Origin of the sequence: Mesorhizobium sp. M1A.F.Ca.IN.022.06.1.1, from assembly GCF_003952605.1 — a bacterium.
GTDB lineage: Bacteria > Pseudomonadota > Alphaproteobacteria > Rhizobiales > Rhizobiaceae > Mesorhizobium.
This window is the reverse complement of the sequence record NZ_CP034455.1, coordinates 2,478,608-2,503,749: the sequence shown is the minus strand read 5'-3', so window position 1 is coordinate 2,503,749 and position 25,142 is coordinate 2,478,608. Positions and strand designations below refer to the sequence as shown.

At 63.9% G+C, this 25,142-nt stretch carries 29 protein-coding genes; 24 read left to right on the top strand and 5 right to left on the bottom strand.

Annotation, left to right across the window (positions count from 1 at the left end):
* The first annotated feature begins 13 nt into the window (after nucleotides 1–13).
* The 3 genes from EJ078_RS11880 to EJ078_RS11870 all read left to right on the top strand — a co-directional run bounded on the left by EJ078_RS11880 (nucleotide 14) and on the right by EJ078_RS11870 (nucleotide 3,290).
* Nucleotides 14–874 (top strand): ABC transporter ATP-binding protein, encoded by an 861-nt coding sequence (locus tag EJ078_RS11880; RefSeq protein ID WP_066996477.1) that lies wholly within the window; start codon nucleotides 14–16, stop codon nucleotides 872–874.
* On the top strand, nucleotides 871–1,617 hold the full coding sequence (locus EJ078_RS11875; RefSeq protein ID WP_127217498.1) for an ABC transporter ATP-binding protein: 747 nt from the start codon (nucleotides 871–873) through the stop codon (nucleotides 1,615–1,617). The genes EJ078_RS11880 and EJ078_RS11875 overlap by 4 nt, the downstream gene beginning before the upstream one ends.
* 395 nt (nucleotides 1,618–2,012) lie before the next feature.
* Nucleotides 2,013–3,290 carry a 4-aminobutyrate--2-oxoglutarate transaminase gene (locus EJ078_RS11870; protein WP_067324759.1) on the top strand — a complete coding sequence of 426 codons (1,278 nt, stop codon included), beginning with the start codon at nucleotides 2,013–2,015 and terminating at the stop codon, nucleotides 3,288–3,290.
* Nucleotides 3,291–3,347: 57 nt separating this feature from the next.
* On the opposite strand, the gene EJ078_RS11865 is transcribed toward EJ078_RS11870, so the two are convergent.
* The 4 genes from EJ078_RS11865 to EJ078_RS11850 all read right to left on the bottom strand — a co-directional run bounded on the left by EJ078_RS11865 (nucleotide 3,348) and on the right by EJ078_RS11850 (nucleotide 5,556).
* Complete coding sequence (locus tag EJ078_RS11865) at nucleotides 3,348–3,677, bottom strand: type II toxin-antitoxin system RelE/ParE family toxin (RefSeq protein WP_067324496.1); 330 nt, start codon at nucleotides 3,675–3,677, stop codon at nucleotides 3,348–3,350.
* Entirely contained in the window at nucleotides 3,678–3,908 is a 231-nt protein-coding gene (locus EJ078_RS11860; protein WP_067324498.1) for a type II toxin-antitoxin system ParD family antitoxin, read from the bottom strand. It abuts the gene before it with no gap.
* Between the two features lie 38 nt (nucleotides 3,909–3,946).
* A complete protein-coding gene (locus EJ078_RS11855; RefSeq protein ID WP_067324500.1) occupies nucleotides 3,947–5,200 on the bottom strand; it encodes an FAD-dependent oxidoreductase in 1,254 nt (417 codons plus the stop codon).
* A gap of 164 nt (nucleotides 5,201–5,364) precedes the next feature.
* Nucleotides 5,365–5,556, bottom strand: coding sequence for a hypothetical protein (locus tag EJ078_RS11850; RefSeq protein WP_127214990.1), 192 nt, complete (start codon nucleotides 5,554–5,556; stop codon nucleotides 5,365–5,367).
* Between the two features lie 72 nt (nucleotides 5,557–5,628).
* Here EJ078_RS11850 and EJ078_RS11845 point away from each other — a divergent pair, with 72 nt between their 5' ends.
* The 20 genes from EJ078_RS11845 (at nucleotide 5,629) to EJ078_RS11750 (ending at nucleotide 23,928) form a co-directional block, all read left to right on the top strand.
* Nucleotides 5,629–6,945 (top strand): imelysin family protein, encoded by a 1,317-nt coding sequence (locus EJ078_RS11845; protein ID WP_189413690.1) that lies wholly within the window; start codon nucleotides 5,629–5,631, stop codon nucleotides 6,943–6,945.
* A 109-nt stretch (nucleotides 6,946–7,054) separates the two neighbouring features.
* On the top strand, nucleotides 7,055–7,366 hold the full coding sequence (locus tag EJ078_RS11840) for a (2Fe-2S)-binding protein (RefSeq protein WP_066996295.1): 312 nt from the start codon (nucleotides 7,055–7,057) through the stop codon (nucleotides 7,364–7,366).
* On the top strand, nucleotides 7,332–7,817 hold the full coding sequence (gene bfr, locus EJ078_RS11835) for a bacterioferritin (protein WP_067324504.1): 486 nt from the start codon (nucleotides 7,332–7,334) through the stop codon (nucleotides 7,815–7,817). The genes EJ078_RS11840 and bfr overlap by 35 nt, the downstream gene beginning before the upstream one ends.
* 12 nt (nucleotides 7,818–7,829) lie before the next feature.
* Nucleotides 7,830–9,431 carry a di-heme oxidoredictase family protein gene (locus EJ078_RS11830; RefSeq protein ID WP_127847046.1) on the top strand — a complete coding sequence of 534 codons (1,602 nt, stop codon included), beginning with the start codon at nucleotides 7,830–7,832 and terminating at the stop codon, nucleotides 9,429–9,431.
* Nucleotides 9,431–10,510, top strand: a complete 1,080-nt coding sequence (locus EJ078_RS11825; RefSeq protein ID WP_127214992.1) for an imelysin family protein — start codon at nucleotides 9,431–9,433, stop codon at nucleotides 10,508–10,510. Before EJ078_RS11830 ends, EJ078_RS11825 begins: the two co-directional genes overlap by 1 nt.
* Nucleotides 10,511–10,514: 4 nt before the next feature.
* The gene (locus EJ078_RS11820) at nucleotides 10,515–11,621 is read left to right on the top strand and encodes a DUF1513 domain-containing protein (protein ID WP_127214993.1); all 1,107 of its coding nucleotides are present in this window, start codon (nucleotides 10,515–10,517) and stop codon (nucleotides 11,619–11,621) included.
* A 132-nt stretch (nucleotides 11,622–11,753) separates the two neighbouring features.
* The gene (tsaB, locus tag EJ078_RS11815; RefSeq protein ID WP_127214994.1) at nucleotides 11,754–12,482 is read left to right on the top strand and encodes a tRNA (adenosine(37)-N6)-threonylcarbamoyltransferase complex dimerization subunit type 1 TsaB; all 729 of its coding nucleotides are present in this window, start codon (nucleotides 11,754–11,756) and stop codon (nucleotides 12,480–12,482) included.
* Nucleotides 12,482–12,976, top strand: a complete 495-nt coding sequence (rimI, locus tag EJ078_RS11810; protein WP_095777510.1) for a ribosomal protein S18-alanine N-acetyltransferase — start codon at nucleotides 12,482–12,484, stop codon at nucleotides 12,974–12,976. The genes tsaB and rimI overlap by 1 nt, the downstream gene beginning before the upstream one ends.
* 27 nt (nucleotides 12,977–13,003) lie before the next feature.
* The gene (locus EJ078_RS11805; RefSeq protein ID WP_095824236.1) at nucleotides 13,004–13,816 is read left to right on the top strand and encodes a lysophospholipid acyltransferase family protein; all 813 of its coding nucleotides are present in this window, start codon (nucleotides 13,004–13,006) and stop codon (nucleotides 13,814–13,816) included.
* Between the two features lie 74 nt (nucleotides 13,817–13,890).
* A complete protein-coding gene (gene miaB / locus EJ078_RS11800; protein ID WP_127214995.1) occupies nucleotides 13,891–15,300 on the top strand; it encodes a tRNA (N6-isopentenyl adenosine(37)-C2)-methylthiotransferase MiaB in 1,410 nt (469 codons plus the stop codon).
* Nucleotides 15,301–15,437: 137 nt separating this feature from the next.
* Nucleotides 15,438–16,430 carry a PhoH family protein gene (locus EJ078_RS11795; RefSeq protein ID WP_245299624.1) on the top strand — a complete coding sequence of 331 codons (993 nt, stop codon included), beginning with the start codon at nucleotides 15,438–15,440 and terminating at the stop codon, nucleotides 16,428–16,430.
* Between the two features lie 10 nt (nucleotides 16,431–16,440).
* Nucleotides 16,441–16,938 carry an rRNA maturation RNase YbeY gene (gene ybeY / locus EJ078_RS11790; protein WP_066996319.1) on the top strand — a complete coding sequence of 166 codons (498 nt, stop codon included), beginning with the start codon at nucleotides 16,441–16,443 and terminating at the stop codon, nucleotides 16,936–16,938.
* Between the two features lie 27 nt (nucleotides 16,939–16,965).
* On the top strand, nucleotides 16,966–18,042 hold the full coding sequence (locus tag EJ078_RS11785) for a hemolysin family protein (protein WP_095824403.1): 1,077 nt from the start codon (nucleotides 16,966–16,968) through the stop codon (nucleotides 18,040–18,042).
* Nucleotides 18,043–18,051: 9 nt separating this feature from the next.
* On the top strand, nucleotides 18,052–18,522 hold the full coding sequence (locus tag EJ078_RS11780) for a VOC family protein (protein WP_127403905.1): 471 nt from the start codon (nucleotides 18,052–18,054) through the stop codon (nucleotides 18,520–18,522).
* A gap of 96 nt (nucleotides 18,523–18,618) precedes the next feature.
* Entirely contained in the window at nucleotides 18,619–20,208 is a 1,590-nt protein-coding gene (gene lnt, locus EJ078_RS11775) for an apolipoprotein N-acyltransferase (protein ID WP_127214997.1), read from the top strand.
* Between the two features lie 139 nt (nucleotides 20,209–20,347).
* A complete protein-coding gene (locus EJ078_RS11770; protein ID WP_095777507.1) occupies nucleotides 20,348–20,770 on the top strand; it encodes a helix-turn-helix transcriptional regulator in 423 nt (140 codons plus the stop codon).
* A 167-nt stretch (nucleotides 20,771–20,937) separates the two neighbouring features.
* The gene (metK, locus tag EJ078_RS11765) at nucleotides 20,938–22,215 is read left to right on the top strand and encodes a methionine adenosyltransferase (RefSeq protein WP_066996328.1); all 1,278 of its coding nucleotides are present in this window, start codon (nucleotides 20,938–20,940) and stop codon (nucleotides 22,213–22,215) included.
* Nucleotides 22,216–22,235: 20 nt separating this feature from the next.
* Nucleotides 22,236–22,937 (top strand): tRNA (guanosine(46)-N(7))-methyltransferase TrmB, encoded by a 702-nt coding sequence (locus EJ078_RS11760; RefSeq protein ID WP_208721530.1) that lies wholly within the window; start codon nucleotides 22,236–22,238, stop codon nucleotides 22,935–22,937.
* Nucleotides 22,938–23,115: 178 nt separating this feature from the next.
* The gene (locus EJ078_RS11755) at nucleotides 23,116–23,415 is read left to right on the top strand and encodes a DUF1778 domain-containing protein (protein WP_067324525.1); all 300 of its coding nucleotides are present in this window, start codon (nucleotides 23,116–23,118) and stop codon (nucleotides 23,413–23,415) included.
* Between the two features lie 3 nt (nucleotides 23,416–23,418).
* Nucleotides 23,419–23,928: a GNAT family N-acetyltransferase gene (locus EJ078_RS11750; RefSeq protein ID WP_095824230.1), complete on the top strand. Its 510-nt coding sequence runs from the start codon at nucleotides 23,419–23,421 to the stop codon at nucleotides 23,926–23,928.
* Nucleotides 23,929–24,029: 101 nt separating this feature from the next.
* Here EJ078_RS11750 and EJ078_RS11745 read toward each other — a convergent pair whose 3' ends face one another.
* Nucleotides 24,030–24,179, bottom strand: a complete 150-nt coding sequence (locus EJ078_RS11745) for a hypothetical protein (protein ID WP_164750404.1) — start codon at nucleotides 24,177–24,179, stop codon at nucleotides 24,030–24,032.
* A gap of 295 nt (nucleotides 24,180–24,474) precedes the next feature.
* Here EJ078_RS11745 and rimP point away from each other — a divergent pair, with 295 nt between their 5' ends.
* A complete protein-coding gene (gene rimP / locus EJ078_RS11740) occupies nucleotides 24,475–25,110 on the top strand; it encodes a ribosome maturation factor RimP (RefSeq protein ID WP_095777503.1) in 636 nt (211 codons plus the stop codon).
* Nucleotides 25,111–25,142: the final 32 nt, after the last annotated feature.

Here is a 25,142-nt window from a genome sequence, read left to right as displayed (position 1 = left end):
TGAGCGGCAACCAATGAGCGGCAATTCCGATAGGCAAACGAAAGGCACGCTGCTCGAAGTCGACGATCTGCGCGTCACTTTCCCGACACGCACCGGGATCGTGCAGGCGGTGCGCGGCGTGTCCTTCTCGCTCGGCCGCGAGCGGCTGGGCATCGTCGGCGAGAGCGGCTCCGGCAAGTCGCAGACCGGCCGCGCCATCATGGGCCTGACACCGCCGCAGGCCGAGGTGTCGGCGAAAAAGCTGCGCTTCGACGGCATCGACCTGCTCTCGGTGTCATCCAGCCGGCGCCGTGCGCTGCGGGGAAACCGCATCGCCATGATCCTGCAGGACCCGAAATACTCGCTCGATCCGGTGATGACCATCGGCCGCCAGATCGTCGAGACGCTGCGCACGCATGAGAAAGTTGGAAAGGCCGAAGCGCGCGAGCGCGCGCTGGAGATGCTTCGGGCGGTCCAGATTCGCGATCCGGCCCGTGTCTTCGACCTTCACCCGCATGAGGTCTCGGGCGGCATGGGCCAGCGCGCGATGATCGCCATGATGCTGATCGCCGGGCCGGAACTGATGATCGCCGACGAGCCGACCTCGGCGCTCGACGTCACCGTGCAGCTCGATGTGCTGAACATTCTCGATAGGCTGGTCGCCGAGCGCGGCATGGGGCTGATCTTCATCTCGCATGATCTGCGCCTGGTGTCCTCCTTCTGCGACCGCGTGGTCGTCATGTATGCCGGCAAGGTGGTCGAGCAGCTCAAGGCGTCCGAGCTGCGCGAGGCCCAGCATCCCTATACGCGCGGCCTGCTCAACTGCATGCCGAGGATCGGCTTCGAGCGACACCCGCTGCCGGTGCTCGACCGCAAGCCGGAGTGGGCGGCATGACGGCCGCCATCACCATCGAAGGGCTGGAGGTGATTTTCGACCGCTTCCGCGCGCTGAAGGGCGTTAAACTCGAAGTCAGGGAAGGCGAGTCCTACGGCCTGGTTGGCGAAAGCGGCTCCGGCAAGTCGACCCTGCTCAAGGCAATCACCGGCCTTGCGCCTGTCGCTGCCGGCACCATCGCTATCAACGGCAAGACGCTTGACAAGACCCGCGACAAGGCCTTTTACCGCGACGTGCAGATGGTCTTCCAAGATCCGTATGGGTCGCTGCATCCGCGCCAGACCGTCGACCGGCTGCTGCAGGAACCGCTCGCCATTCACGCAATCCAGGATGGCGAGAAGCGCATCGAGCGCGCGCTGGACGAAGTCGGCCTCGGCAAGGGTTTCCGCTTCCGCTATGCGCACCAGCTCTCCGGCGGCCAGCGCCAGCGTGTCGCGATCGCCCGCGCGCTGATCCTCGAACCTTCGATCCTTTTGCTCGACGAGCCGACCTCGGCGCTCGATGCTTCTGTCCAGGCCGAGGTGCTGAACCTGCTCGAAGAGGTGCGGCGGCGGCGCAAGCTCACCTTTCTGATGGTCAGTCACGACCTCGCCATCATCACCCATATGTGCGAACGGCTGATGGTGATGCAGAACGGCGAAGCGGTGGAGACGCTGACCGCAAGCCAGCTGATCGGCCACCGCGTGAGCGAGGATTATACGCGCAACCTGCTTCGGGCGAGCGAGGGGTTTGTGAGGGTGTAGTTTTCTCTCGCAGGTTCGCGACGGGGTGCGACCTGGCTTTTAACTCTCCGCAGCAACGATCACGTCTGCTTTGGCGCCATCCCGCACCCGACATGCAGGGCGGAGCGGCAAGGACGGCAAGGCGGACGATGTCGCGTTCCTGCTCATGGTTCCCTCGGCCCGCGGGAAGCCGCTCCCGGCAGCGGCACGTCGCGGCTGCAGCGAGGATAATCGATCGGCCGGAAAAGGAAACTGTTTCTGCCTGACGATCGACTGGCTGGTCGAGATCGATTTCGGCCTTGCGGCAGGTCCAATCGACTGGGCCAATGTGCCGACTTGAGGAAAACCTGAAATAAGGTCAGAAGAGGCTTTGACGGCATCAAAACGGAGCGGGCGCCGGCCCGATGAGGTGTGAGATGAAGAATTCAGCCATTTCCGAACGCAAGAACCAGTCGATCTCGCGCGGCGTCGGCATGACCACGCAGATCTACGCCGATCGTGCCGAGAATTCGGAAATCTGGGACGTCGAGGGCCGCCGCTACATCGACTTCTCGTCGGGCATTGCGGTGGTCAACACGGGTCACCGCCATCCGAAAGTGATCGAGGCGGTCAAGGCGCAGCTCGACCGCTTCACCCACACTTGCCATCAGGTCGTTCCTTACGAGAGCTATGTGCGCCTCGCCGAGCGGCTGAACGGCATGCTGCCCGGCAAGTTCGACAAGAGGACCGTCTTCGTCACCACTGGCGCCGAGGCGGTCGAGAACGCCATCAAGATCGCGCGCAACGCCACCGGTCGCCAGGCGGTCATCGCCTTTTCCGGCGGCTTCCACGGCCGCACCTTCATGGGCATGGCGCTGACCGGCAAGGTCGTGCCTTACAAGGTTGGCTTCGGCGCCATGCCGGCCGATGTCTTCCATGCGCCGTTCCCGGTCGCGCTGCACGGCGTGTCGGTCGCGGATTCGCTTGCAGCGCTCGACAAGCTGTTCAAGGCCGATGTCGATCCGGCCAGGGTCGCGGCCATCATCGTCGAGCCGGTGCAGGGCGAGGGCGGCTTCTACGAGGCGCCGCGCGATTTCATGACGGCACTGCGCAAGACCTGCGACCAGCACGGCATCCTTCTTGTCGCCGACGAGGTGCAGACCGGCTTTGCCCGCACCGGCAAGATGTTCGCGATGGAGCACCATGACGTGGCGCCGGATCTCACCACCATGGCCAAGAGCCTCGCCGGCGGGTTCCCGCTGTCGGCCGTCACCGGCCGCGCCGAGATCATGGACGCGCCTGGACCGGGCGGGCTCGGCGGCACCTATGGCGGCAGCCCGATCGGCGTCGCCGCGGCGCATGCCGTGCTCGACGTCATCGAGGAAGAAAAGCTGTGCGAGCGCGCCAACGCGCTCGGCGCCAGGCTGAAGCAGCGGCTGGCGTCGATCCGCGAGGACGTGCCGGAGATCGTCGACATCCGCGGCCCGGGCTTCATGAACGCCGTCGAGTTCAATGATGTGAAGAAGGGCCTGCCCTCGGCGGAATTAGCCAATGCGGTGCGGCTGAAGGCGCTCGACAAGGGCCTCATCCTGCTCACCTGCGGCGTCTACGGCAACGTCATCCGCTTCCTGTCGCCAATCACCATCCAGGACGGCGTCATGACGGAGGCGCTGGATATATTGGAGACCTCGATCCGCGAGGCGCGCGCGGCCTAAGGGGCGGACGGTGCGAATGATTCTCCTGGCGGCCCAGGCCGGTGCGGCAACTCGCCGTCAGGAGTTCGGATTCTGTAACCAGGCTGGAATATCCATTTTGGCGTGCAGGACCCGCCACACATCGATATGATCGGCCTGTTCGACATAGAAAATCAGGTACGGATAGCGCTTCAATTGCACACTGCGCAGACCGGGTAGTCCAATCGCATAGCTATATCTCAGCGAGCCCGATGCAGGATGGTTGGCTATCACTTTGTAGGCAGTTTGAAGATCCTCGACATAGGCTAGCGCCACGTGCGAACCAGCTTCGCGTGCATAATAATCGACAGTGTCTTCGATATCCCGCAAGGCAAGGGCACGAGGAATAATTGCCTTTACGGCAACCAATTATTGGCCCAGCGCTCGCTTGCGCAGCGCCGCGAAATAGTCGTCACCGACAGGAGCGCCTGGCGCGGACGAAGCGCCTTCAAGAAGCAGACCGCGCAAACGCTGACGATCCTGATCGTGGCGAATCAATTCACGCACATATTCGCTGCTCGTGCCGTAGCCGCGCTCCGTCACCTGCTGATCGACAAAATGCTTCAAGCTGTCGGGCAGTGAGATATTCATCGTGCTCATTCAACCAATGTAAGGCTGATGGCAAAAATTGGCAATCTCTACGCGCTGGCCCTTGCCGGCTCGTCCTGGCTGAAGGCCGCAAGCGCCGCCTTCAGCGCATCCGGCCCGGCTGCCACGGTGTGAGGCGCGGGCGAGAAGCCGGCGCCGAGCATCTTGCGGCCGAGCATGTGGTCGGCCGGGCGGTTGACGGATTCGATGCCCAGCAGCCGGTTGCCGGCATAGTGGTAGATCGAGAACCTGTTCTCGGCCGGCTCGCCCAGCACGACATGGCTGTCGCCGCCTTGCGTCAGGCCGACCATCTGCAACTTCATGTCGCCGATATCCGACCAGAACCAAGGCACGGCCGCGAAGGGTTCGGCATGGCCGACGATGGTGCGCGCGGCAAGCCGCGCCTGGTCGGTGGCGTTCTGCACCGATTCCAGCCGCACGTCGCCGCCGGTGAACCAGTGCCGGTAGGAGGCGGCATCGCCGACGGCGAGGATTTCCGGGATCGAGCTCTGCATATGCTGGTCGACGCGGATGCCGTTGGCGATCGCGATGCCGGCGGCTTCGGCCAGCTCGACATTGGGCACCACGCCGATGCCGATGATCACCAGTTGCGCCGGCAGGCGCTCGCCGCTTGACGTGATCGCGGCCGAAACGCGGCCGCCTTCGCCTTCCAGACGGGCAACCGTGGTGCCGGTGAGCAGGCGCACGCCCATCGCCTCCAGGCGCTGGCGCACATGCGCCGCGATTGCCGGCGCCACGGCGCGGCCGAGAAGCCTGTCGAGCGCCTCGACGACGGTGACCCTGCGGCCGGCGGCCCTCAGCGTCGCTGCGATTTCGAGGCCGATGAAGCCGCCGCCGAGGATGACGACCTCTTCGCTCTGCGCGCTCAACTCGCGGATCAGCCGCGCATCGGCCAGCGAGCGCAGCGACACCACGCCGGCGAGCTCCGCGCCATCGAGCTTGAGGAGGCGCGGCCGCGAGCCGGTGGCCAGCACCAGCCGGTCGAAGGCAATTGTGCCGCCGCCGGAAACGTCCAGCCTGCGCTCGCCACCATCGATCCTGTCGATCCAAACGCCCGGCCGGTAGTCGATGGCATTGCCGGAATAGAAGGCCTCGCCGCGCAAAGGCTGCGGCTTGGCGTCGGCATCCTTGATGAAGGTCTTGGACAGCGGCGGCTTGTGATAGGGCGGCTCGTTCTCGTCGCCGATCAGGATGACCGGCCCGTCATAGCCTTCCTCACGCAGGCTAGCGGCCGCCTGCACGCCCGCATGACCCGCACCGACAATGACCACCCCGTTCTTCATCGCAGCCCTTTTTGCCTTCAAATCTAGGATCTTCCGCCAAGTGGCGATTGTCTGCCGCCGCCGCAAGAGCCGTGGTCCGGGTCGCACCCAGGATGGCCGCCTGTCAATCCGGATGTCCGCCGCATGCGCCGCCTTAAAGTTGATAATTCCAGTTTAGAATAATTCTAAACTGTTGTTTCAATTGAATTTTCTCTGTACCGCCAGTTGACTTCCAGCCGCTCCGCCGCTTTATGGAGGGCTGCGCCGCTGGCGCATTCCTTTGATGTCTGGGCCTTGAACCCTTTCGATTGGAGGCATTTCGGTGTCTTTTGCTGATTGGCCGCGCCATTGCGCGGCAACTTTGCCTTTCCGGTCATTCGTGCTTGCGCTGGCGCCGCGCGCCGGCGGCCGCATACCTATGCCATTGAATTTCTGAGGGGATGGGATTGATGAAAGCGATAATCACGCCGCGAATTATTGCGCTACGTTGGGGCAGCAGGCTTGCCGCGATCGGCGCCACCGCGGCGCTGACGGCGGCCGTGTTCGTGCTGCCGGCGAAGGCCGAAACCGATGCGAAGGCGGTGATCAAGACCTATGCCGACATCGCGCTCGCCAAATACGAGGATTCGCTGATCACGGCTGAGGCGCTCGACAAGGCCGTCGACGCGCTTCTCGCCAAGCCCTCGGCAGAGACGCTCAACGCTGCCCGCGATGCCTGGAAGGCGGCGCGCGTGCCTTACCAGCAGACCGAGGTCTACCGCTTCGGCAACAAGATCGTCGACGACTGGGAAGGCAAGGTGAATTCCTGGCCGCTGGACGAAGGCCTGATCGACTATGTCGCCAAGAGCTACGGCACCGAGTCGGACGAGAACTCGCTCTATACGGCGAACGTCATTGCGAGCAAGGAGATCGAGATCAACGGCAAGAAGGTCGACGCCTCGAAGCTGACGCCGGAATTCCTCTCGGGCACGCTGCAGGAAGCCGGCGGCGTCGAGGCCAATGTCGCGACCGGCTATCACGCCATCGAATTCCTGCTTTGGGGCCAGGACCTGCACGGGACCGGTCCAGGCGCCGGCGAGCGCCCGTACACCGACTACGATCTCAAGAACTGCACTGGCGGCAATTGCGACCGCCGCGCGGAATATCTGAAGTCGGCAAGCGACCTTCTGGTCACTGACCTGCAGGAGATGGTCAACAACTGGAAGGAAGACGGCGCCGCCCGCAAGACCCTCGTCGATGGCGAGCCGAATGCCGGCATCTCCACCATCCTCACCGGCATGGGCTCGCTATCCTATGGCGAGCTGGCCGGCGAGCGCATGAAGCTCGGCCTTTTGCTGCACGACCCGGAGGAGGAGCAGGACTGCTTCTCCGACAACACCTACAACTCGCATCTCTATGATGCGATCGGCATCCGCGCCGCCTATCACGCCAACTATACGCGCCTCGACGGCACCGTGGTTTCCGGCCCGTCGGTGTCGGACATGGTGAAGGTGGCCGATTCTGCGATCGACAAGGAACTGTCGGACAAGCTCGATACTTCGGTCGCCAAGATGGAAGCGATCAAGGCGCGGGCGCTGGCCGGCGAGGCCTATGACCAGCAGATCGCCGAAGGCAATGCGGAAGGCAACGCCACTGTGCAGGCGGCGATCGACGCGCTGATCGACCAGACCAAGTCGATCGAACGCGCGGTCGGCTCGCTCAAGCTCAATGCCATCGCCTTCGAGGGCTCCGACAGCCTTGATGCTCCGGACAAGGTGTTCAAGTAGCACCCGAGCATGATCCCAAAAAGTGGAAGCCGGTTTTTGGACAAGATCATGCTCAATTGAGAAACAAGCCAAACGGCGCCGGAACAGCGCCGCTAGCCAGAGCAAGTGAATGCTGATCTGCCATTGCAACATCATCACCGAGAAGGAGATCGAGCAGACGATCATCGGTCTGCTGGATGAAGATCCCTGGCAGCTTATCGTGCCGGCCAAGGTCTATCATGCCATGCGCAAGCGCGGCCGCTGTTGCGGCTGCTTTCCAAATGTGGTGGAAACGATCATTCGGGTCACCGAGAACTACCACGCCCGTTCAGAGGGGAGCGGCGCGGATATCGTTTCACACCTGGACCGCGTCAGAGGACTGCGCGGCCAATTCGGGAGCAGAACCCATGAAAGGCGAACCGCAGGTCATCGAGCGGCTTAACGAAGCCCTGTTTCTGGAGCTTGGTGCCGTCAATCAGTACTGGGTCCATTATCGTCTGCTCGAAGACTGGGGCTACACCAAGCTGGCAAAGAAGGAGCGGGCGGAATCGATCGAAGAAATGCATCACGCCGACCGGCTGGTTGCCCGCATCATCTTCCTCGAAGGCCATCCGAACCTGCAGTCGGTCGCGCCGTTGCGTATCGGCCAGAATGTGAAGGAAGTGCTCGAATCCGATCTCGCCGGCGAATATGACGCGCGCACCTCCTACAAGCGCTCGCGCGAGATTTGCCAGGATGCGGGCGACTACGTGTCGATGAAATTGTTCGAGGATCTGCTGACGGACGAGGAAGGCCACATCGACTTCCTGGAGAGTCAGCTCGACCTGCTCGCCTCGATCGGCGAGGAAAAGTACGGCCAGCTCAACGCCGACTCGGCCAACGAGGCGGAGTAAGGACATGCGGGAATGCGGCGCCCGATAGATTTTTCGCGCCGCTCATGGCGGGCCGAGATAGCCGGCCTGCTGCTCCCGAGGAACCCGCGATACCGGATCTGGCGCGGTGCCACGCTCCTGCTGGCAATCACGCTTTCTGCTCCCGCCATGGCGGGCGAGCCGGCGGGTCTGCCGACGAGCCGCACAGATCTGACGCCGGAGGATCAGGCGCGGGTGTTGGCGGTCACCAAGCCTACGACCGACTTTACAAAGCCCGAACCGTTCGAGCTGATGCAGGGCGGCGCCGGCACGTCGAGGAAGGGCGTCAACCGCGACGCCTTCTCGCAGCCTTCCGCCAACATCACCTTCGAGGAGGAAGGGACCTTCAAGCTCGGCAATGCGCTTTTCCGCAAGAACTGGGTGTCGTCGCCGTCATCGACCCAGGCGTCCGACGGGCTCGGTCCGCTGTTCAACGAACGCGCCTGCCAGAACTGCCATCTGAAGGATGGTCGCGGCCGACCGCCGGGAAGCGGCGCAGGCTCGACCTCGATGTTCTTGCGGCTGGCGCGCGACGCAAGCAATGCCGAGGAGAGAGCCGAACTTGCCAACCATAAGCTGCTGAATTTCCCCGATCCTGTCTATGGCTCGCAATTGCAGGATCTGGCCGTTCCCGGCCTCAAGGGTGAAGGCCGCATGCGCATCGACTATTCGGAAGAGAAGGTCACGCTGGGCGACGGTGCCGTCGTTTTGCTGCGCAAGCCCCGCTACTCGGTCGAGAATCTGGGCAATGGCCCGCTCGACCCGCGCACGACGTTGTCGCCGCGCCTGACGCCGCCAATGATCGGGCTCGGACTGATCGAGGAGATCGCCCCGGCCGACATCCTTGCCCTTGCCGATCCGCCTGACCGCGACAGCGACGGCATCTCCGGCCGGCCGAACATAGTTCGCGAGGAGTTGAGCGGCGCGATAACTTTGGGCCGCTTCGGCTGGAAAGCTCAGGCCGCATCGATCCGGCAGCAGGCCGCCGATGCCTTTGCCGGCGATATCGGCATCTCGACGCCTGAAGTGCCGAAGCATTGGGGCGATTGCACCGAGGCTGAGAAGGCGTGCCTTACCCTGCCGAATGGCGTCCAAGAGCGCCTGGGCGCGGCGGAAGCGCCGCCCCCGGTCATGGACCTCGTCACCTTCTATTCGCAGAACCTCGCTGTGCCGGCGCGGCGCGACCTCGACAAGCCGGAGGTTCTTTCCGGCAAGAAGCAGTTCTACGAGATGGGCTGCATTTCCTGCCACACGCCGAAATTCGTCACCATGCGCGGCACGCCCAACAAGGCGCAAGCCTTCCAACTGATCTGGCCCTATTCCGATTTCCTGCTGCACGACATGGGCGAGGGTCTCGCCGACGGGCAGCGCGTGGGGGAAGCGAGCGGCAGCGCATGGCGCACGCCGCCGCTCTGGGGCATCGGCCTGACCGCCACGGTCAATGGCAACAGCTTCTATCTGCATGACGGCCGCGCGCGGACGCTCGAAGAGGCGATCCTGTGGCATGGCGGCGAGGGCCAGAAGGCGCGCGACCGCTTTGCCGGCGCAGCTGCGGCCGACCGCGATGCGCTGATCAAATTCCTGGAGTCGCTCTGATGTTTAACCGACGTGCCGCCGCGCTTGCCCTTCCTTTCTTGCTGGCCGCGGCCTTGCCGGCCCAGGCCGCGGTCAAAGCCTCCGATGTCATCGGCCGCGCGATCGACGGCTTCGTCCGCCCGGCCTACGCCAGCCTCGACGATCATGCCGGGACCCTGACCCACGCGATGCGCCAGCTCTGCAATGCGCCGTCCCAGCAAAATCTCGACGCGGCGCGTACCGAGTTTTCCGCCACAGTCGAAGCCTGGTCGGTGGCCGAGATCATCGCCTTCGGGCCCATTAAGGAAAACAACCGACTGGAGCGCATGCTGTACTGGCCGGACCGCAAGAGCATCGGATTGAGGCAGGTGCAGTCGACCCTCGTTGCCAAGGATCCATCCGCCGCCGATCCGGCGCAACTCGCGGGAAAGAGCGTTGCCATGCAGGGCCTCGGTGCATTGGAATATGTGCTGTTCGGCGATGGCGCCGAAACCCTTGCCAATAAGGACGATCCCTATCGCTGCGCCTACGGCGCGGCGGTGGCCAGCAACATCCAGGCGATGGCCGGCGAGGTCCGCGAAGCGTGGAGCAAGCCCGATGGTTTTGCCTCGCTTTGGGCCAATCCGGGGCCGAAGAACCCGCTCTATCGTGATGGCACCGAAGCGGTGACGGAACTGGTCGGCGTTTTTATCAATGAGCTGGAAATGATCCGCGACGTGCGGCTCAAGGGTTTTCTTGGCGCGAAGCCCGATGCTGACAAGCCGAAGCAGGCGATCTACTGGCGCTCGCAGAACACGCTGAATTCGCTGGCCGGAAATCTGTCCGGCATCGACAAGCTGTTTCAGGGCTCGAAGCTTGGCGATGCGCTGCCCGCCGATGCGCGGTGGATGGCCGAATCCATCCACATCCAGCTGACCAACGGCGTGGCGACGGCGAAGTCTGTTAGCGGCCCGATCGACAAGGCGCTCGCCGATCCGGCGCTACGCGACAAGCTCGAGCATCTCGCGCTGATCACCTCCAGCCTCTCGACCCTGATCGGCACCAGGATGACCGCCGAGTTTGGCCTGACCGCCGGCTTTTCGTCGCTGGATGGTGATTGACGCCGTGACGACGCCGCTCATCGATCGCCGCGACTTTCTGCGTGCCGCCGGCGCCGGCTTCGCCGCCGCGATGGCGCCGCGCGCCTGGGCGGAGACGCTTGCAACGGACGCCGTCTTCGCCACGGCCTTCGTCAGGCGCGACGGCAGCTTCGGCGCCGCCGTGCTCTCCGAGGCCGGCAAGATCCTGCACACGCTCGATCTGCCCGACCGTGGCCACGACGTCGCGTTCGATCCGGTGTCGAAACGCTCGATCGTCTTCGCCCGCCAGCCCGGCATCTTCGCGATGGTCTTCGACCACACCGGCCGCGAGAAGCCTTTGACCATCGCCAGCATCGCCGGCCGGCACTTCTTCGGTCACGGCGTGTTCTCGCCCGACGGCGCGCTGCTCTATGCAACGGAAAATGATTTCGACAACGCCAGCGGCGTCGTCGGCGTCTATGACGCACGGGCGAAGTTCAGCCGCGTCGGCGAGTTCCCGACCTACGGCATGGGTCCGCACGAACTGCTGCTGCTCGCCGACGGCAGGACGCTCGCCATCGCCAATGGCGGCATCGAAACGCATCCGGATTTCGGCCGCGCCGAGCTCAACATCGCAACGATGAAGCCTTCCTACACGCTGGTCGACCGCATCACTGGCGACCTGATCGAAAAGCACGAATTGCCGCCGGCGCTGCATCAGCTGTCGATCCGTCACATGGACCGCGACCAGGCGGGCACCGTCTGGTTCGGCTGCCAATATCGCGGGCCGGCGATCGACCGGCCGGCGCTGGTCGGCCGCGCCGCGCGCGGCAAGGAGCTCCAGCTTTTGGAAATGCCGCAGGACGTGCTGTCGGGCTTCCGCAACTATATCGGCTCGGTTGCCGCCAATCCCGATGCCGGCACCGTCGCCGTGACCTCGCCGGAGGGTAATTCGCTGGCCGTCATCGATGCCGCCAGCGGACGTGTTGTCGCAACGAAGTCGCTGGTCGAAGTTTGCGGTCTCGCGCCGGACGGCGCCGACTTCATGGCAACGACCGGCGCTGGCGAGATCGTCGGCGGTGCGGGCGGGTCGCGCGCCGAACCTGACTATGTCTGGGACAACCACATGCTGCGCATCGCGGCTGCGGGCTGATCGCTGTCAAGGCCAGCTTCCTGATGTCGCGCTAAAGCCAAGCCGCATAACATTTATGCGGCGTGGCCCTTGCGGCGGCGGGCCATGCCGGGCACAGGGAATGTGTTTTGATCCAGTTGGTTAACCGGCCCTATGAAGCTGCTCGCCATCGACTGCGCCGCCAATCTCTGCGCCGCCTGCGTACACGACGCTGACGTTGGCATCGAGCTTGGCCGCCAGGTGCTCGACCTCGGCAAAGGGCATGCCGAGCATCTGATGGCCGTCATCGAGGCGGCATTGAAGGCCAGCGGGATCGGCTATCAAGGCTTGGACGCTGTAGCCGTCTCGATCGGCCCCGGTTCCTTCACCGGCCTGCGCGTCGGCGTCTCGACCGCGCGCGGCTTGGCCCTGGCGCTGAAAATCCCGGCTATCGGCGTGACGACGCTGGAAGCGTTGGCGGCGGAAGCCGCGAATGCCTTTCCCGGCCGTGCCGTGCTGGCGGCGCTCGACGCCGGCCGCGAGGAACTCCATGCGGCGCTTTTCGATGAAGCGTTAGTTCTGACTTACGGACCAACGGTGGCCACGCTTTCCCAAGCGACCGGAATGGCAGTCGATGCGAAAGCGGTCCTCACCGGCACCGCCGCGCCGCTGATCGCGGCGAGCGGACATGGTTTCGACACCGGGCCGGCCGTTGCCACAGCCGACATAGCGACCTATGCCCGACTGGCCGCCGCGAAAGGGCCAGGCGCAAAGCCGAAGCCGCTCTATCTGCGTGGCGCCGACGCCAAGCCGCAGGCCGGTTTCATTCTGCCAAGGCGGAGCCATGAATCCGGGAAGCCGGGTTCTGGAGAAGATCATGCACCAAAGGGAAAAAAATCCTGATGCGCATCCCTTTCTTTCAGCCGCGCCGCAGGGATTATGCGCTGGAGCCGCTGACGGTGGCCGACAGCGCAGCCGTTGCGGTGCTGCATCGCGAGGATTTCGTTCGCCCCTGGACCGATGGCGAGTTCGCGGCACTGCTCGAACAGGACACCGTGTTCGGTTACGCCGCGCGCGAGACCGGGCAGGGTGCGAAGCCGCCGGTCGGTTTCGTGCTGGCGCGGCTCGCGGCAGGCGAGGGCGAGATCCTTACGGTCGCGGTGGCTCGCGCCCATCGGCGCCAGGGGCTTGGCTGGCAATTGATCGATGCGGTGCTGCGCGAATTGCATGCGCAGCGCGCCGAGGCGCTGTTCCTCGAGGTCGACGAGACCAATACGCCGGCCATCGCGCTCTATCGCCGGCTGGGCTTCCGTCAGGTCGGCCAGCGTCCGAACTACTACCGGTCGACCGAGCACGGCCCGACCGGCGCGCTTGTCATGCGCCGCGATCTTCGCTAGCCAGACCGTGGGATAGGGCCGGAGCGAATGATCAAGAAATTGCGGATTTTCGTGGCGTTCGGCCTCGTCGCCGCCGGCACGCTGGTGCTGGCGCCGCTGCAGCTCCTGTCGATGAAGACGAGGCTTTGGCCGGAGACGGTCGTCCTCAAAATCTGGCACAGCATGATCCTCAAGGCGCTGGGCATGCGCGTGCACGTCAAAGGCGCGCTCTCGAAGCAGCGCCCCTTGCTCATCGCGGCCAACCACATCTCCTGGACCGACATCATGGTGCTCGGCTCCTTTGTCGATGTGAAGTTCATCGCCAGGGCCGACATGGAAGGCTGGCCGATGATCGGCATGCTGTCCAAGCTGCAGCGCACCGTCTTCATCGAGCGCGAGCGCAGGCGCACCTCCGGCGACCAGGCGAGCGAGATCGCCAGACGCATGGCCAAGGGCGATGCCATGGTGCTGTTCGCCGAGGGTTCGACCGGCGACGGCAATCTGGTGCTGCCGTTCAAGAGCACCTTGTTCGGTGCCGCCTCGATGGCGATTTCGGAAGGGGCGGCGGACCAGGTCTTCATCCAGCCGGTGGCGATCGCCTATACGCGCCTGCATGGCGTGCCGATGGGCCGCCGTCACCGGCCGATCGCCGCCTGGATCGGCGACCAGGACCTGATGCCGCATTTGAAGGGTTTGCTTGCCGAGGGCTCGCTCGATGCCGAAGTGCATTTCGGTGATCCGGTGCCCTTCTCCAAGGGTTCAAACCGCAAGGAAACGGCAAGATTGATGGAAGCCAGGGTGCGCGAGATGATGCAGGCTGCGCTCGCCGAGCCGCGTCCCAGTCGTCAGCGCATAGCTTGAAAAACCGACGCGCGGCGCCGTAGCCTGCCGGAATCGGCTGTTTTTTGTCGCGGAAAGGCGTTAGAAGCCGCCCGATGGAATTGAACACGATTGAAAGCCACGACATCGGCACCGCGCCTGAGCGCGAGCCGGTGCATGCCGGGGCGGCGAAAAAGGTCTTCGTCAAGACTTATGGCTGCCAGATGAATGTCTACGATTCCCAGCGTATGACCGATGCGCTGGCGGCCGACGGCTATGTCGCCACCGACGCCGTCGAAGACGCCGATCTGGTGCTGCTCAACACCTGCCACATCCGCGAGAAGGCAGCCGAAAAGGTCTATTCGGAGCTTGGCCGCATCCGCGACATGAAGGCCGAGCGCGCCGAGGCCGGCCGTGAGCTGCTGATCGGCGTCGCCGGCTGCGTGGCGCAGGCCGAAGGGGCGGAAATCATACGCCGTGCGCCGGCCGTCGATCTCGTCATCGGCCCGCAGACCTATCACCGGCTGCCCGACGTGCTGGCGAGGGTGCGCGGCGGCGAGAAGATCGTCGAGACCGACTACGCCATTGAGGACAAATTCGAGCATCTGCCGCAGCCGAAGCGCGCCGAGCTGGCAAAGCGCGGCGTCACCGCTTTCCTTACCGTGCAGGAGGGCTGCGACAAGTTCTGCACCTTCTGCGTCGTGCCCTATACGCGCGGCTCCGAAGTCTCGCGGCCGGTGGCCCAGATCGTCGCCGAGGCCGAGCGCCTCGCCGAGGCTGGCGTGCGCGAGGTGACGCTGCTCGGTCAGAACGTCAACGCCTGGCACGGCGAGGGCGAAAACGGCGAGGAATGGGGCCTCGGCCGCCTGCTCTTCCGCCTGGCGAAAATTCCCGGCCTGGCGCGGCTGCGCTACACCACCAGCCATCCGCGCGACATGGATGATGAATTGATCGCCGCGCACCGTGACCTGCCGGCCTTGATGCCCTATCTGCATTTACCAGTGCAGTCTGGCTCCGACCGGATACTGAAGGCGATGAACCGCAGGCATACGGCACGCGACTATCTGGCGCTCATTGATCGCATCCGCGCCGCGCGCGGCGATATCGCCATGTCCGGCGACTTCATCGTCGGCTTCCCCGGCGAGACGGAAGCGGATTTCGAGGCAACGCTCGAACTGGTGCGCGAGGTGAATTACGCTTCGGCCTTCACGTTCAAATATTCGCCGCGTCCCGGCACGCCGGGCGCCGAGATGGACGGCCATGTGTCGGAAGCCGTGAAGGACGAGCGGCTGCAGCGCCTGCAGGCGCTGGTCAACGAGCAGCAGAAGGCATTCATCGCCAGCCTGGTCGGCCGCACCGTCAGCACGCTGATCGAGAAGCCCGGCCGCCATGCCGGTCAGATCGTCGGCCGCTCGCCCTGGCTGCAGCCTGTTATTGTTGACGACAAGGCCGGCGGAATCGGTGACATTATCGACGTACGAATCACGAAGACAGGTCCCAACAGCCTGTTCGCCGAGTTGGCCTGATGCATGTCGCCCAAAAAGTGCTCGCGGTTTCGGGACAACGACATGCATAGCCACAAGCCTCGGCAGATGAGGAGAGACGGTTGAGCGCTGCTGAACTGAAGAATCCGCCCCAGAACCAGGCATCCGGGGCCTCCGACATGGCGCACATCGTACTGACCTTCGACAACAACAAGCTTGCCAGCGCCCTATACGGCCAGTTCGACGAGAATCTGGCCCGTCTCGAGCAGAAGCTCGGCGTCGATATCCGTTCGCGCGGTAACCAGCTTGCGATCAAGGGCACAGCTTCGGCCGCCGAGCAGGCGCGCCGCGCGCTCGACACGCTCTACGGCATTCTGCAGAAGGGCGTCGATATCGGCCAGTCCGACGTCGACGGCGCCGTGCGCATGGCGATCGCCGCCGACGACCAGCTGACGCTGCCCACCATGGAGCGCAAGGGCAAGGTTTCGGCCGCCCAGATTGCCACGCGCAAGCGCACGATCTATGCCCGCTCGCTCAACCAGGACGCCTATATGCGCGCGCTGGAGCGCTCCGAAATGGTCTTCGGCATCGGCCCGGCCGGCACCGGCAAGACCTATCTGGCGGTGGCCCATGCGGCGATGCTGCTCGAGCGCGGCATGGTCGAGCGCATCGTGCTGTCGCGCCCGGCGGTCGAAGCCGGCGAGCGGCTCGGCTTCCTGCCCGGCGACATGAAGGAGAAGGTCGACCCCTATCTGCGGCCCCTCTACGACGCGCTATACGACATGATGCCGGCCGACAAGGTCGAGCGGGCGATCGCCGCCGAGGTCATCGAGATCGCGCCTTTAGCCTTCATGCGCGGCCGCACGCTGGCGCATGCCGCGGTGATCCTCGACGAGGCGCAGAACACCACGCCGATGCAGATGAAGATGTTCCTCACCCGTCTCGGCGAGAACTCGCGCATGATCGTCACCGGCGATCCGACCCAGATCGACCTGCCGCCCAACACCAAGTCGGGCCTGGTCGAGGCGCTGCGCATCCTCGACGGCGTGCCGGGCATAGTCACGGTCCGCTTCAACGAGGGCGATGTCGTGCGCCATCCACTGGTTGCCGAGATCGTCAAGGCCTATGACCGGGACGGCAAGTTCGCCAGGGGCCTCGGCGCCGAGAGCTGATCCAAGCCCCATGGCTGAAAATCCGGGATCCAGCGGCAAGACGCCGGTCGACATCGATATTTTCGTCGAGGCCGGCGACTGGCCCCCTGAGGCCGAGCTGGCGCACCTGGTCGATCAGGCCGTCGCTGCCGCCTTTGCCGAAACCGGCGCGAGCGGCGCTTCGGAGCTCAGCGTCGTTTTTTCCGACGACGCCCATATCCGCACTCTCAACGCCGAATGGCGCGGCAAGGACAAGCCGACCAACGTGCTGTCTTTCCCGGCTTTTTCCGTTCCGAAAGGCGCCGAGCTGCCGCCGATGTTGGGCGACATCGTGCTTGCTTCCGAGACCGTTGCGCGTGAGGCCGCACTGGAAGACAAGCCGCTGGCGAACCATATCACCCATCTCGTCATCCATGGCCTGCTGCATCTTCTGGGCCATGATCACGAGACCGACGCCGAGGCCGAGGAGATGGAAGCGATCGAGCGCGCGGCGCTTGCGAGGCTTGCCATTCCCGATCCCTACGCGTAACAAAAAAGACCAATTGACCTGATGGCGATGAACGACAAACCAGAAACTGCCGCCCGTCCGGACGCCGGCAGTGCGGCCAAGCCTTCCGAAAAATCGGAAGAGGGCTCCAGTCCGAGTATTCCGACCGGCAGCGTGGCCGCCGAGCCTCCGCATGCCGGTCCTTCTCTCTTCGATCGCGTGCTAGGCCTGTTCAGGCACCGCAACGGCACCAACCTGCGCGAGGAGATCGCCGACGCGCTGGCCGAAACGGCCACCGATGCCGAATCCTTCTCGCCCGGCGAACGTGCGATGCTCAACAACATCCTGCGGCTGCGCGAAGTGCGCGTCGAGGACGTCATGGTGCCGCGTGCCGATATCGAGGCGGTCGAGATCACCACCTCGCTTGGCGATCTGCTTGGCCTCTTCGAACAGTCCGGTCATTCCCGCATGCCGGTCTATTCCGAAACGCTCGACGATCCGCGCGGCATGGTCCACATACGCGACGTTCTCGCCCACATCACCAAGGTCGCCCGCGTCAAGAAGGGCCGGGCGAACAGGAAGGCCCAGGCGCCGACCATCCTCGATCTGGCCCAGGTCGATCTCGCCCGCACCATCGGCGATCTCGACCTGATCCGTCCGGTGCTGTTCGTGCCGCCATCGATGCTTGCTTCCGACCTGATGGGGCGCATGCAGACGACGCGGACCCAGATGGCGCTGGTCATCGACGAATATGGCGGCACCGACGGCCTCGCCTCGCTCGAGGACATCGTCGAGATGGTGGTCGGCGACATCGAGGACGAGCACGACGACGACGAGCCGATGATCACCCGGATCGGGGAGGGCGTGTTCGTGGTCGACGGCAAGGCCGAGATCGACGACGTCGCCAAGATGATCGGCGAGGATTTCGCCGCGGGCGAGCACGGTGAATATGTCGACACCATCGGCGGCATGATCTTCAACACGCTCGGCCGGGTTCCGGCCCGTGGCGAAGTGGTGCAGGCCATACCGGGCTTCGAATTCCACGTGCTCGACGCCGATCCGCGCCGCGTCAAGCGGGTGCGCATCGTGCAGAGCCCGAAGGGCGAACGGCAGCGCCGCCGCGCGGCGCGCACCGAGCAGGCCTGATATTCGCTCATGCCGATCGACGACCCGTTCAAGCACGCTGTCCTCGGCTCCGGCGTCTTCTATCAAGATCCCCGCGCGGCTTTGGCCTGGCTTCAGGCGGCGTTCGGCTTCGAGCCGAGCATGCTGGCGAACGACAGCGACGGGCGACTTGTTCATGCCGAAATGCGGTTCGGCGACGGCTATATCATCGTCGATGGCGAATGGGCCGCGCATATTGCCAGCCCCGCCTCTGTCGGCGGCAAGAACACGCAGTCGGTTTATATCCGATTGAGGGAAGACCTCGGCGCCCATTGCGAGAAAGCGCGCGCCGCGGGGGCAGAAATCGTTGAGGAGCCCATCGATCGTTTCTACGGCGAACGGCAATATCGAGCCCGCGATCCAGAAGGCCATGTCTGGACCTTCACACAGACCGTGCGCATTGTGCCCAAAGAGGAGGCCGAGCGACTGAGCGGCCTCAGCATTGAAGGGTGGCACCGTTAGCGCGACCGTGAATTTGTTGCGCTTACTCGTGTTTGGAGCATCCGGCTCGGCCTGTTAAATCTCTGGCTGCCTGATTCGCGCGACTTGGAAAGTTGAATGCAGCGCTTTGCCGGCCGGATAATTCTGCTGTGGGGGTGGCGGCGGTCGCTGGTAGCGTTTGTCGCGGGAGCGCTCGCGGTTCTCGCCCAGGCGCCTTACGATTTCTTCGCCGTCTGTTTCGTCTCGTTTCCGGTGCTTGTCTGGCTGCTCGACGGCGCCACCGGTGAAGCCTCCGACGGCTGGCTGCGTCGCCTTCGCCCGGCTTTCGCCATCGGGTGGTGGTTCGGCTTCGGCTATTTCCTCGCCGGCCTCTGGTGGATCGGCCAGGCCCTTCTTGTCGAGGCCGACAGCTTCGCCTGGGCGCTGCCCTTCGCCGTCGTCGGCATCCCCTTTGGACTCGCCTTCTTCTATGGTTTTGCGACGCTCGTGGCGCGGCTTTGCTGGAGCAGTGATATCGGCCGCATCGCCGCACTTGCCTTCGGCTTCGGCCTTGCGGAATGGCTGCGCGATTTCCTGTTCACCGGCTTTCCCTGGAATGCCGTCGGCTATGCCGCAATGCCGGTGCCCCTCCTGATGCAAAGCGTGTCGGTGACGGGCATGATCGGCATGAACGCGCTCGCCGTTTTTGTCTTTTCCCTGCCGGCGCTTGTCGCGGCGCGCCGGCATCTCAGGCTGGGCTTGGCCTTGTTCGTCGCTCTCGTTGCCGCTCACGTCGGCTTCGGCTATTTCAGGCTTGCCGTCCCAGCCCGGCCGGCCACCCGCTCGATCGACGTGCGCATCGTTCAGCCCGCCGTCGACCTCACCGAGAAATGGGATGCCTCGGTGCGCGACCGCATCTTCGCCACGCTGATGGGGATTTCGGCGAAGGCACCGGAGCAAGGCCATGCCAAGCCGCAACTGATCCTGTGGCCGGAAACGTCCGTGCCGTTCCTGTTCACGGAGCGTCCGGACGCGCTGACGGCCTTGGGCGATATGCTGGGCGACGGCCAGATGCTGATCGCCGGCGTGGTGCGCGAGGAGGGTGGCGCAGGCAATGCCGGCAGCCGTTATTACAACTCAGTGGTGGCGATCAACGACAAGGGCGAGATCGTCGATGCTGTCGACAAGGTGCATCTGGTGCCGTTCGGCGAATATCTGCCTTTTGCCGGCCTGTTCGAGCGTTTCGGCGTAGGCCAGCTCGTTGCCGGACCGATGAATTTCGCCGCCGGCAACGAACGCCATCCGATCGCGGTGCCGAACGGCCTGCGCGCGGTTCCGTTCATCTGTTACGAGGTCATCTTTCCTGACCTCGTTGCAATCGATGCAGCGTCATCCGAGCTTATTGTGAACGTCACCAACGACGCCTGGTTTGGCGACACGCCAGGCCCTTACCAGCACTTCAGGCAGGCGCAGATTCGTGCGGTGGAGAATGGAGTGCCTTTGTTGCGTGCGGCCAACAACGGCATCTCCGCCGTTGTCGATTCGCGTGGGCGCATCGTCGATGCCCTGGCAGTCGATGCGAGCGGCGCCATCGACGCCCATGTGCCGGTTTCCGGGCGCGCCCTGCTAACCGCCGATCAGCGGCGAATTAACGGATTGCTGATCATGTTGCTGTTTGCCCTCGCGGCCCTCACATTGAATGTAAGGCAGCGGCTACGGGTGAATTGACAGTCGGCACATTAGAAACTCATACTGTAACGCCTAAAATTTTCTCGAAGTCGGTTGGAGGGGTCTGTTGGGGCAGGTGGCTCCGGTTTCGTTTGGGCGGCAAAAATAGAAAAAGCCGGAAAAATTCGGCGAGGAAAAAATGACAGAAGAGAACAAGAAGAAGCCGAATCCGATCGACATTCATGTCGGCAGTCGTATTCGGCTGCGTCGCAATATGCTTGGAATGAGCCAGGAAAAGCTGGGTGAAAATCTCGGCATCACGTTTCAGCAGATACAGAAGTACGAAAAGGGGACCAACAGGGTCGGCGCCAGCCGCCTGCAGGCAATCGCCTCCATCCTGAGCGTCCCTGTCGCCTTCTTCTTCGAGGACGCCCCCGGTCAGGAGGCGGTCACCGGCAATCGGGGATTTGCCGAGGATGCCTCGATGACTTTCGCGATCGAATTCTGCGGCAGCCCGGAAGGGCTTCAGCTCAATCGTGCCTTCGTCAAGATTCCCGACGTCAAGGTGCGGCGCCGGATTATCGATCTTGTGAAGTCCCTTTCGCCGGACGACGCCGAGTGAATCCAGGCTCATGTCGCCGGCGGTACCCTGCCGCCGGTGGCACAAGTTGATTGTGCCGATAGTCATGCCAGATCTGTCGCGCCGCTTGACGAGCGGCGCCCGGCACCGCTAACACGTGGCGCGCCAAAATCGGCAGCCTTGCCGATCCTTTTCAAGAGGGGACACCCGTGACGCGGCAGAACTATCTCTTCACCTCGGAATCCGTCTCCGAAGGCCATCCCGACAAAGTCTGTGACCGTATCTCCGACGAGATCGTCGATCTCGTCTATCGCGAGGCCAGGAAGACGGGCATGGACCCGTGGAAGGTGCGCGTTGCCTGCGAGACGCTGGCCACCACCAACCGCGTCGTCATCGCCGGCGAGGTCAGGGTTCCCGAGACGCTGCTGAAGAAGGACAAGGCAGGCAACATCCTCAAGGATGCGGCGGGCCACCCGGTCGTCAACCCGACCAAGTTCAAATCGGTCGCCCGCAAGGCCATCCGTGAGATCGGCTACGAGCAAGCCGGCTTCCATTGGAGGACGGCCAAGATCGAGGTGCTGCTGCACGGCCAGTCGCCGGACATTGGCCAGGGCGTCGACAATGCCGCCGACCGCCAGGGCGAGGAAGGCGCGGGCGACCAGGGCATCATGTTCGGCTATGCTTGCCGCGAGACGCCGGACCTGATGCCGGCGCCGATCTACTACAGTCACAAGATCCTCGAATTGCTTGCCGCCGCGCGCCACGAAGGCAACGGCGAGGCCGCCAAGCTCGGCCCGGACGCCAAGAGCCAGGTCACCGTGCGCTATGCCAACGGCAAGGCGGCGGAAGTGACGCAGATCGTGCTTTCCACCCAGCACCTCGACTCGAGCTGGGATTCGAAGAAGGTCCGCAATGTCGTCGAGCCTTACGTCCGCGAGGCGCTTGGCGAACTCAAGGTCGCCGACGACTGCAACTGGTACATCAACCCGACCGGCAAGTTCGTGATCGGCGGGCCCGACGGCGATGCCGGCCTCACCGGCCGCAAGATCATCGTCGATACCTATGGCGGTGCTGCGCCCCATGGCGGCGGCGCCTTCTCCGGCAAGGATACCACCAAGGTCGACCGTTCGGCTGCTTATGCGGCGCGCTATCTCGCCAAGAACGTGGTAGCGGCCAAGCTCGCCGACCGCTGCACCATCCAGCTTTCCTACGCCATCGGCGTCGCCCAGCCCCTGTCGGTCTATGTTGACCTGCACGGCACCGGCAGGGTCGACGAGGCCAGGCTCGAGGAGGCGCTGCGCAAGGTGATGGACCTCTCGCCTTCCGGCATCCGCCGTCATCTCGACCTCAACAAGCCGATCTACGCGAAAACCTCGTCCTATGGCCATTTCGGCCGCAAGGCCGGCCGGGACGGTTCCTTCTCCTGGGAGAAGACGGACCTTGCCAAGGCGCTCAAGGACGCGGTTGCCGATGCGATTGCCGCCTGACGGCGTCGCCAGACCTGTTCATGGAGCCAACCGACAGGCCAAGCCGCGCGACCGAAGGATTTTTCGGCCGCCGGCACGGCAAGACCATTCGTCCGCAGCAGGCCGAGGCGCTTGAACGTGGCTTGCGCGCCTATCGCCTCGACCTGACGGCGGAGGCACCCGCGGACCTTGGAACGCTGTTCAAGGCGGACGTTTCAGCCTGTCGGCTCGAGATCGGCTTCGGCGGCGGCGAACATCTTCTGCATCGCGCGACGGAGGCTCCGGCGACCGGTTTCATCGGCGTCGAGCCCTTCGTCAACGGCATGGCCAAGATGATGACGGCGCTCGACAAGCGCCCGCTCGCCAATCTGAGAGTCTATGACGACGACGCCACGCGTCTGCTCGATTGGCTGCCGCCAGCCTCGCTCGACGGCATCGACCTGCTTTATCCCGATCCCTGGCCGAAGAAGAAGCACTGGAAGCGGCGCTTTGTCAGCCCCGCCAATCTCGACCGGTTGGCCCGGGTGCTGAAGCCGGGCGGGAGATTCCGCTTCGCCTCCGATATCGACAGCTATGTGAACTGGACGCTGCTCGCCTGCAGCGCCAATGGCAGTTTCGCCCGGCAGGCAAACGAGGCTGCCGACTGGCACACGCCCTATGAGGGCTGGCCCGGCACCCGCTACGAGGCAAAGGCCCTTCGCGCGGGAAGGCGGCCCGCCTATCTGACCTTTATCCGGAAGTAGGCCGGACGCTATCGAGCACTAACTTCCCAGGGACCGGTAACCAGCCGCTCAGCAGCGGGGGGACCGCTTGCCAAAGCGGTCTTCCGGTCGCAGAGAACTCGGCTTGCGGCCGGCTTGGACGATTGATGTATTGCAGTTCGCGCTACATGCTGCCATATTAACGGCAGGGAGATTAACTATGGCCGCCACGGTGGAACGTAAGGAATACCCGATCTCGATGCGCCTGCCGGAGGCGGACGTGGCGATCATTGATCGTGCCGCCGCTCTCCGCGGCCGGTCCCGCACGGATTTCGTGCGCGATGCTGCCGTGCGCGCGGCCGAAGATGTGTTGATGGACAGCCGCCTTATCCGCATGAGCCCGGAAGGCTTCGCGGAGTTTATCGAGGTTCTGTCAGCCCCGGTCGCTCCGGTTCCCGACATGGTGGAATTGGCAAAGCGGCCCGCGCCCTGGGAAGCCGGTTACGCAGCAAAGCGCTAGGGCGTGGCCTTATCGGCTCCCGAACCGCTTGGCGCAGCTCACGACGTTTCCGGGTTTTCCTGCGGGAAACCTACACTTGATCACTGGCTGAAAACGCGCGCGCTCTCCAATCAGGAGAAAGGCTTCACGGCCGTTCTCGTTGTCCACGAGGCCGGCCGAGTGGTCGGATATTATGCCTTGGCGCCGACGGCTGTGGTGCCGTCGATCTTGCCCCGGTCGATTCGCACAGGGCAACCGCCCGATCCGGTGCCCTGTCTTCTCCTTGGCCAGCTTGCGACCGATACAGAATGGGCTGGGCGCGGTGTCGGCACTGGCTTGCTGAAGCACGCGCTCCAGCGCTGCGTTCAGGCTGCAGATCTGATTGGAGGACGTGCGCTCATGGTCAATGCAATCGACGGGGAGGCGGCGCAATTCTGGCAAAGACGGGGATTTCTGCCGACGAAGGACGATCCGCTTGTCTTGTTCCGTTCGATTGCTGCAATCGCTGCGTCGCTCGTAGAAGCCCAGAAGTAGGGGCGAGGGCTGCCTCTCGAAGAAGCCGCGACCGCCAACGAATTCTGCGCCTCGAGGCTTAAGCTCGAACTCAGCTATTGTCCGTTTCTTCCGTGGGCGGCCTAAAAGCGGCCGAGCTTGTCGAAAGCGGCCGGGTCGATGCCGAGTTTCTTCAGGTCGCTGCGGCGCGGCTTGCGGTTCGCCTCGACGGCCCGCGATGCGGCAGCCGCGCTGCCGAACGTGCCAAGAAAATCGCCAATCACAAAAAACAATCCACGGTCCATGACAAATACCTTCGCGCGCCAGTGCGCCCGACCTTTCTTTCTGCACCGCAACATAGATGGTTGTCGGCAGGCGAAGGTTACAGAGGCGCCGGCGCATGGCTGCCATGCTCGGCACGCAACGCTGCTACCGTCGGGGCTTCCGATGCATCGTCAGGCTTGAAACGCCGGGCGGGATCGTTTATATCAGCCTCAAATTCTTGGTCGGTATGACGAAGAGTGGGTCCACCCGGTCCCGCTCTTTTTTGTTACCTGCCGGCCGGAGCGACAAGGCGACAGGAAACTAATGACCGCAGCGGCAAGCGAGGCCGACGACCGTATCATCCGCGAAAGCGGTATCGATGCGCGCATTGCGCTGATCATACAGCCGGTGCTGAAGGCCATCGGCTTCCGCCTCGTGCGGGTGCAACTGACCGGCCAGAACGGGCTGACGCTGCAAATCATGGCCGAGCGCGACGACGGCACCATGACCGTCGAGGATTGCGAAGAGGTCAGCCGCGCGGTTTCGCCCGCGCTCGATGTCGAAGATCCGATCGAAAAGGCGTATCATCTCGAAGTCTCGTCGCCGGGCATCGACCGGCCGCTGGTGCGCAAATCGGATTTCACCACCTGGACCGGCCATCTGGTCAAGATGGAGACGTCGGTCCTCATCGGCGACCGCAAGCGCTTCAAAGGCAAGATCGCCGAGGCGGACTCCGACGGCATCTTGCTGGAGCGCGACAAGGCGGCCTATGGCGAAGAGCCGACGGTACGCGTGCCCTATGACGCGATTGCCGAGGCGCGCCTGGTGCTGACCGACGATCTTATCCGCGAGGCCCTGTCGAAGGACAACAGGGCCCGCAAGGAAGCAAAAAAACGCCGGGGCGAAGCGGAAGAAGATGCAATCGCCGGCGAAGAAAACGAAACCGAACAGGAAAGTTGATCGAGCTTCAGGGCCGATGCCCGGAGCGAAGT

Bases quoted from the DNA above. Each gene is read 5' to 3' on its own strand.
- EJ078_RS11785 (WP_095824403.1), top strand. From the start codon at position 16,966: ATGAACGACAAACCAGAAACTGCCGCCCGTCCGGACGCCGGCAGTGCG.
- EJ078_RS11875 (WP_127217498.1), top strand. From the start codon at position 871: ATGACGGCCGCCATCACCATCGAAGGGCTGGAGGTGATTTTCGACCGC.
- EJ078_RS11780 (WP_127403905.1), top strand. From the start codon at position 18,052: ATGCCGATCGACGACCCGTTCAAGCACGCTGTCCTCGGCTCCGGCGTC.
- tsaB (WP_127214994.1), top strand. From the start codon at position 11,754: ATGAAGCTGCTCGCCATCGACTGCGCCGCCAATCTCTGCGCCGCCTGC.
- EJ078_RS11870 (WP_067324759.1), top strand. From the start codon at position 2,013: ATGAAGAATTCAGCCATTTCCGAACGCAAGAACCAGTCGATCTCGCGC.
- EJ078_RS11845 (WP_189413690.1), top strand. From the start codon at position 5,629: ATGAAAGCGATAATCACGCCGCGAATTATTGCGCTACGTTGGGGCAGC.
- EJ078_RS11830 (WP_127847046.1), top strand. From the start codon at position 7,830: ATGCGGCGCCCGATAGATTTTTCGCGCCGCTCATGGCGGGCCGAGATA.
- EJ078_RS11760 (WP_208721530.1), top strand. From the start codon at position 22,236: ATGGAGCCAACCGACAGGCCAAGCCGCGCGACCGAAGGATTTTTCGGC.
- EJ078_RS11880 (WP_066996477.1), top strand. From the start codon at position 14: ATGAGCGGCAATTCCGATAGGCAAACGAAAGGCACGCTGCTCGAAGTC.
- ybeY (WP_066996319.1), top strand. From the start codon at position 16,441: ATGGCTGAAAATCCGGGATCCAGCGGCAAGACGCCGGTCGACATCGAT.
- EJ078_RS11755 (WP_067324525.1), top strand. From the start codon at position 23,116: ATGGCCGCCACGGTGGAACGTAAGGAATACCCGATCTCGATGCGCCTG.
- EJ078_RS11805 (WP_095824236.1), top strand. From the start codon at position 13,004: ATGATCAAGAAATTGCGGATTTTCGTGGCGTTCGGCCTCGTCGCCGCC.
- EJ078_RS11795 (WP_245299624.1), top strand. From the start codon at position 15,438: ATGGCGCACATCGTACTGACCTTCGACAACAACAAGCTTGCCAGCGCC.
- lnt (WP_127214997.1), top strand. From the start codon at position 18,619: ATGCAGCGCTTTGCCGGCCGGATAATTCTGCTGTGGGGGTGGCGGCGG.
- EJ078_RS11850 (WP_127214990.1), bottom strand. From the start codon at position 5,556: ATGACCGGAAAGGCAAAGTTGCCGCGCAATGGCGCGGCCAATCAGCAA.
- rimP (WP_095777503.1), top strand. From the start codon at position 24,475: ATGACCGCAGCGGCAAGCGAGGCCGACGACCGTATCATCCGCGAAAGC.
- EJ078_RS11840 (WP_066996295.1), top strand. From the start codon at position 7,055: ATGCTGATCTGCCATTGCAACATCATCACCGAGAAGGAGATCGAGCAG.
- bfr (WP_067324504.1), top strand. From the start codon at position 7,332: ATGAAAGGCGAACCGCAGGTCATCGAGCGGCTTAACGAAGCCCTGTTT.
- EJ078_RS11860 (WP_067324498.1), bottom strand. From the start codon at position 3,908: ATGAGCACGATGAATATCTCACTGCCCGACAGCTTGAAGCATTTTGTC.
- EJ078_RS11825 (WP_127214992.1), top strand. From the start codon at position 9,431: ATGTTTAACCGACGTGCCGCCGCGCTTGCCCTTCCTTTCTTGCTGGCC.
- EJ078_RS11855 (WP_067324500.1), bottom strand. From the start codon at position 5,200: ATGAAGAACGGGGTGGTCATTGTCGGTGCGGGTCATGCGGGCGTGCAG.
- miaB (WP_127214995.1), top strand. From the start codon at position 13,891: ATGGAATTGAACACGATTGAAAGCCACGACATCGGCACCGCGCCTGAG.
- rimI (WP_095777510.1), top strand. From the start codon at position 12,482: ATGCGCATCCCTTTCTTTCAGCCGCGCCGCAGGGATTATGCGCTGGAG.
- EJ078_RS11770 (WP_095777507.1), top strand. From the start codon at position 20,348: ATGACAGAAGAGAACAAGAAGAAGCCGAATCCGATCGACATTCATGTC.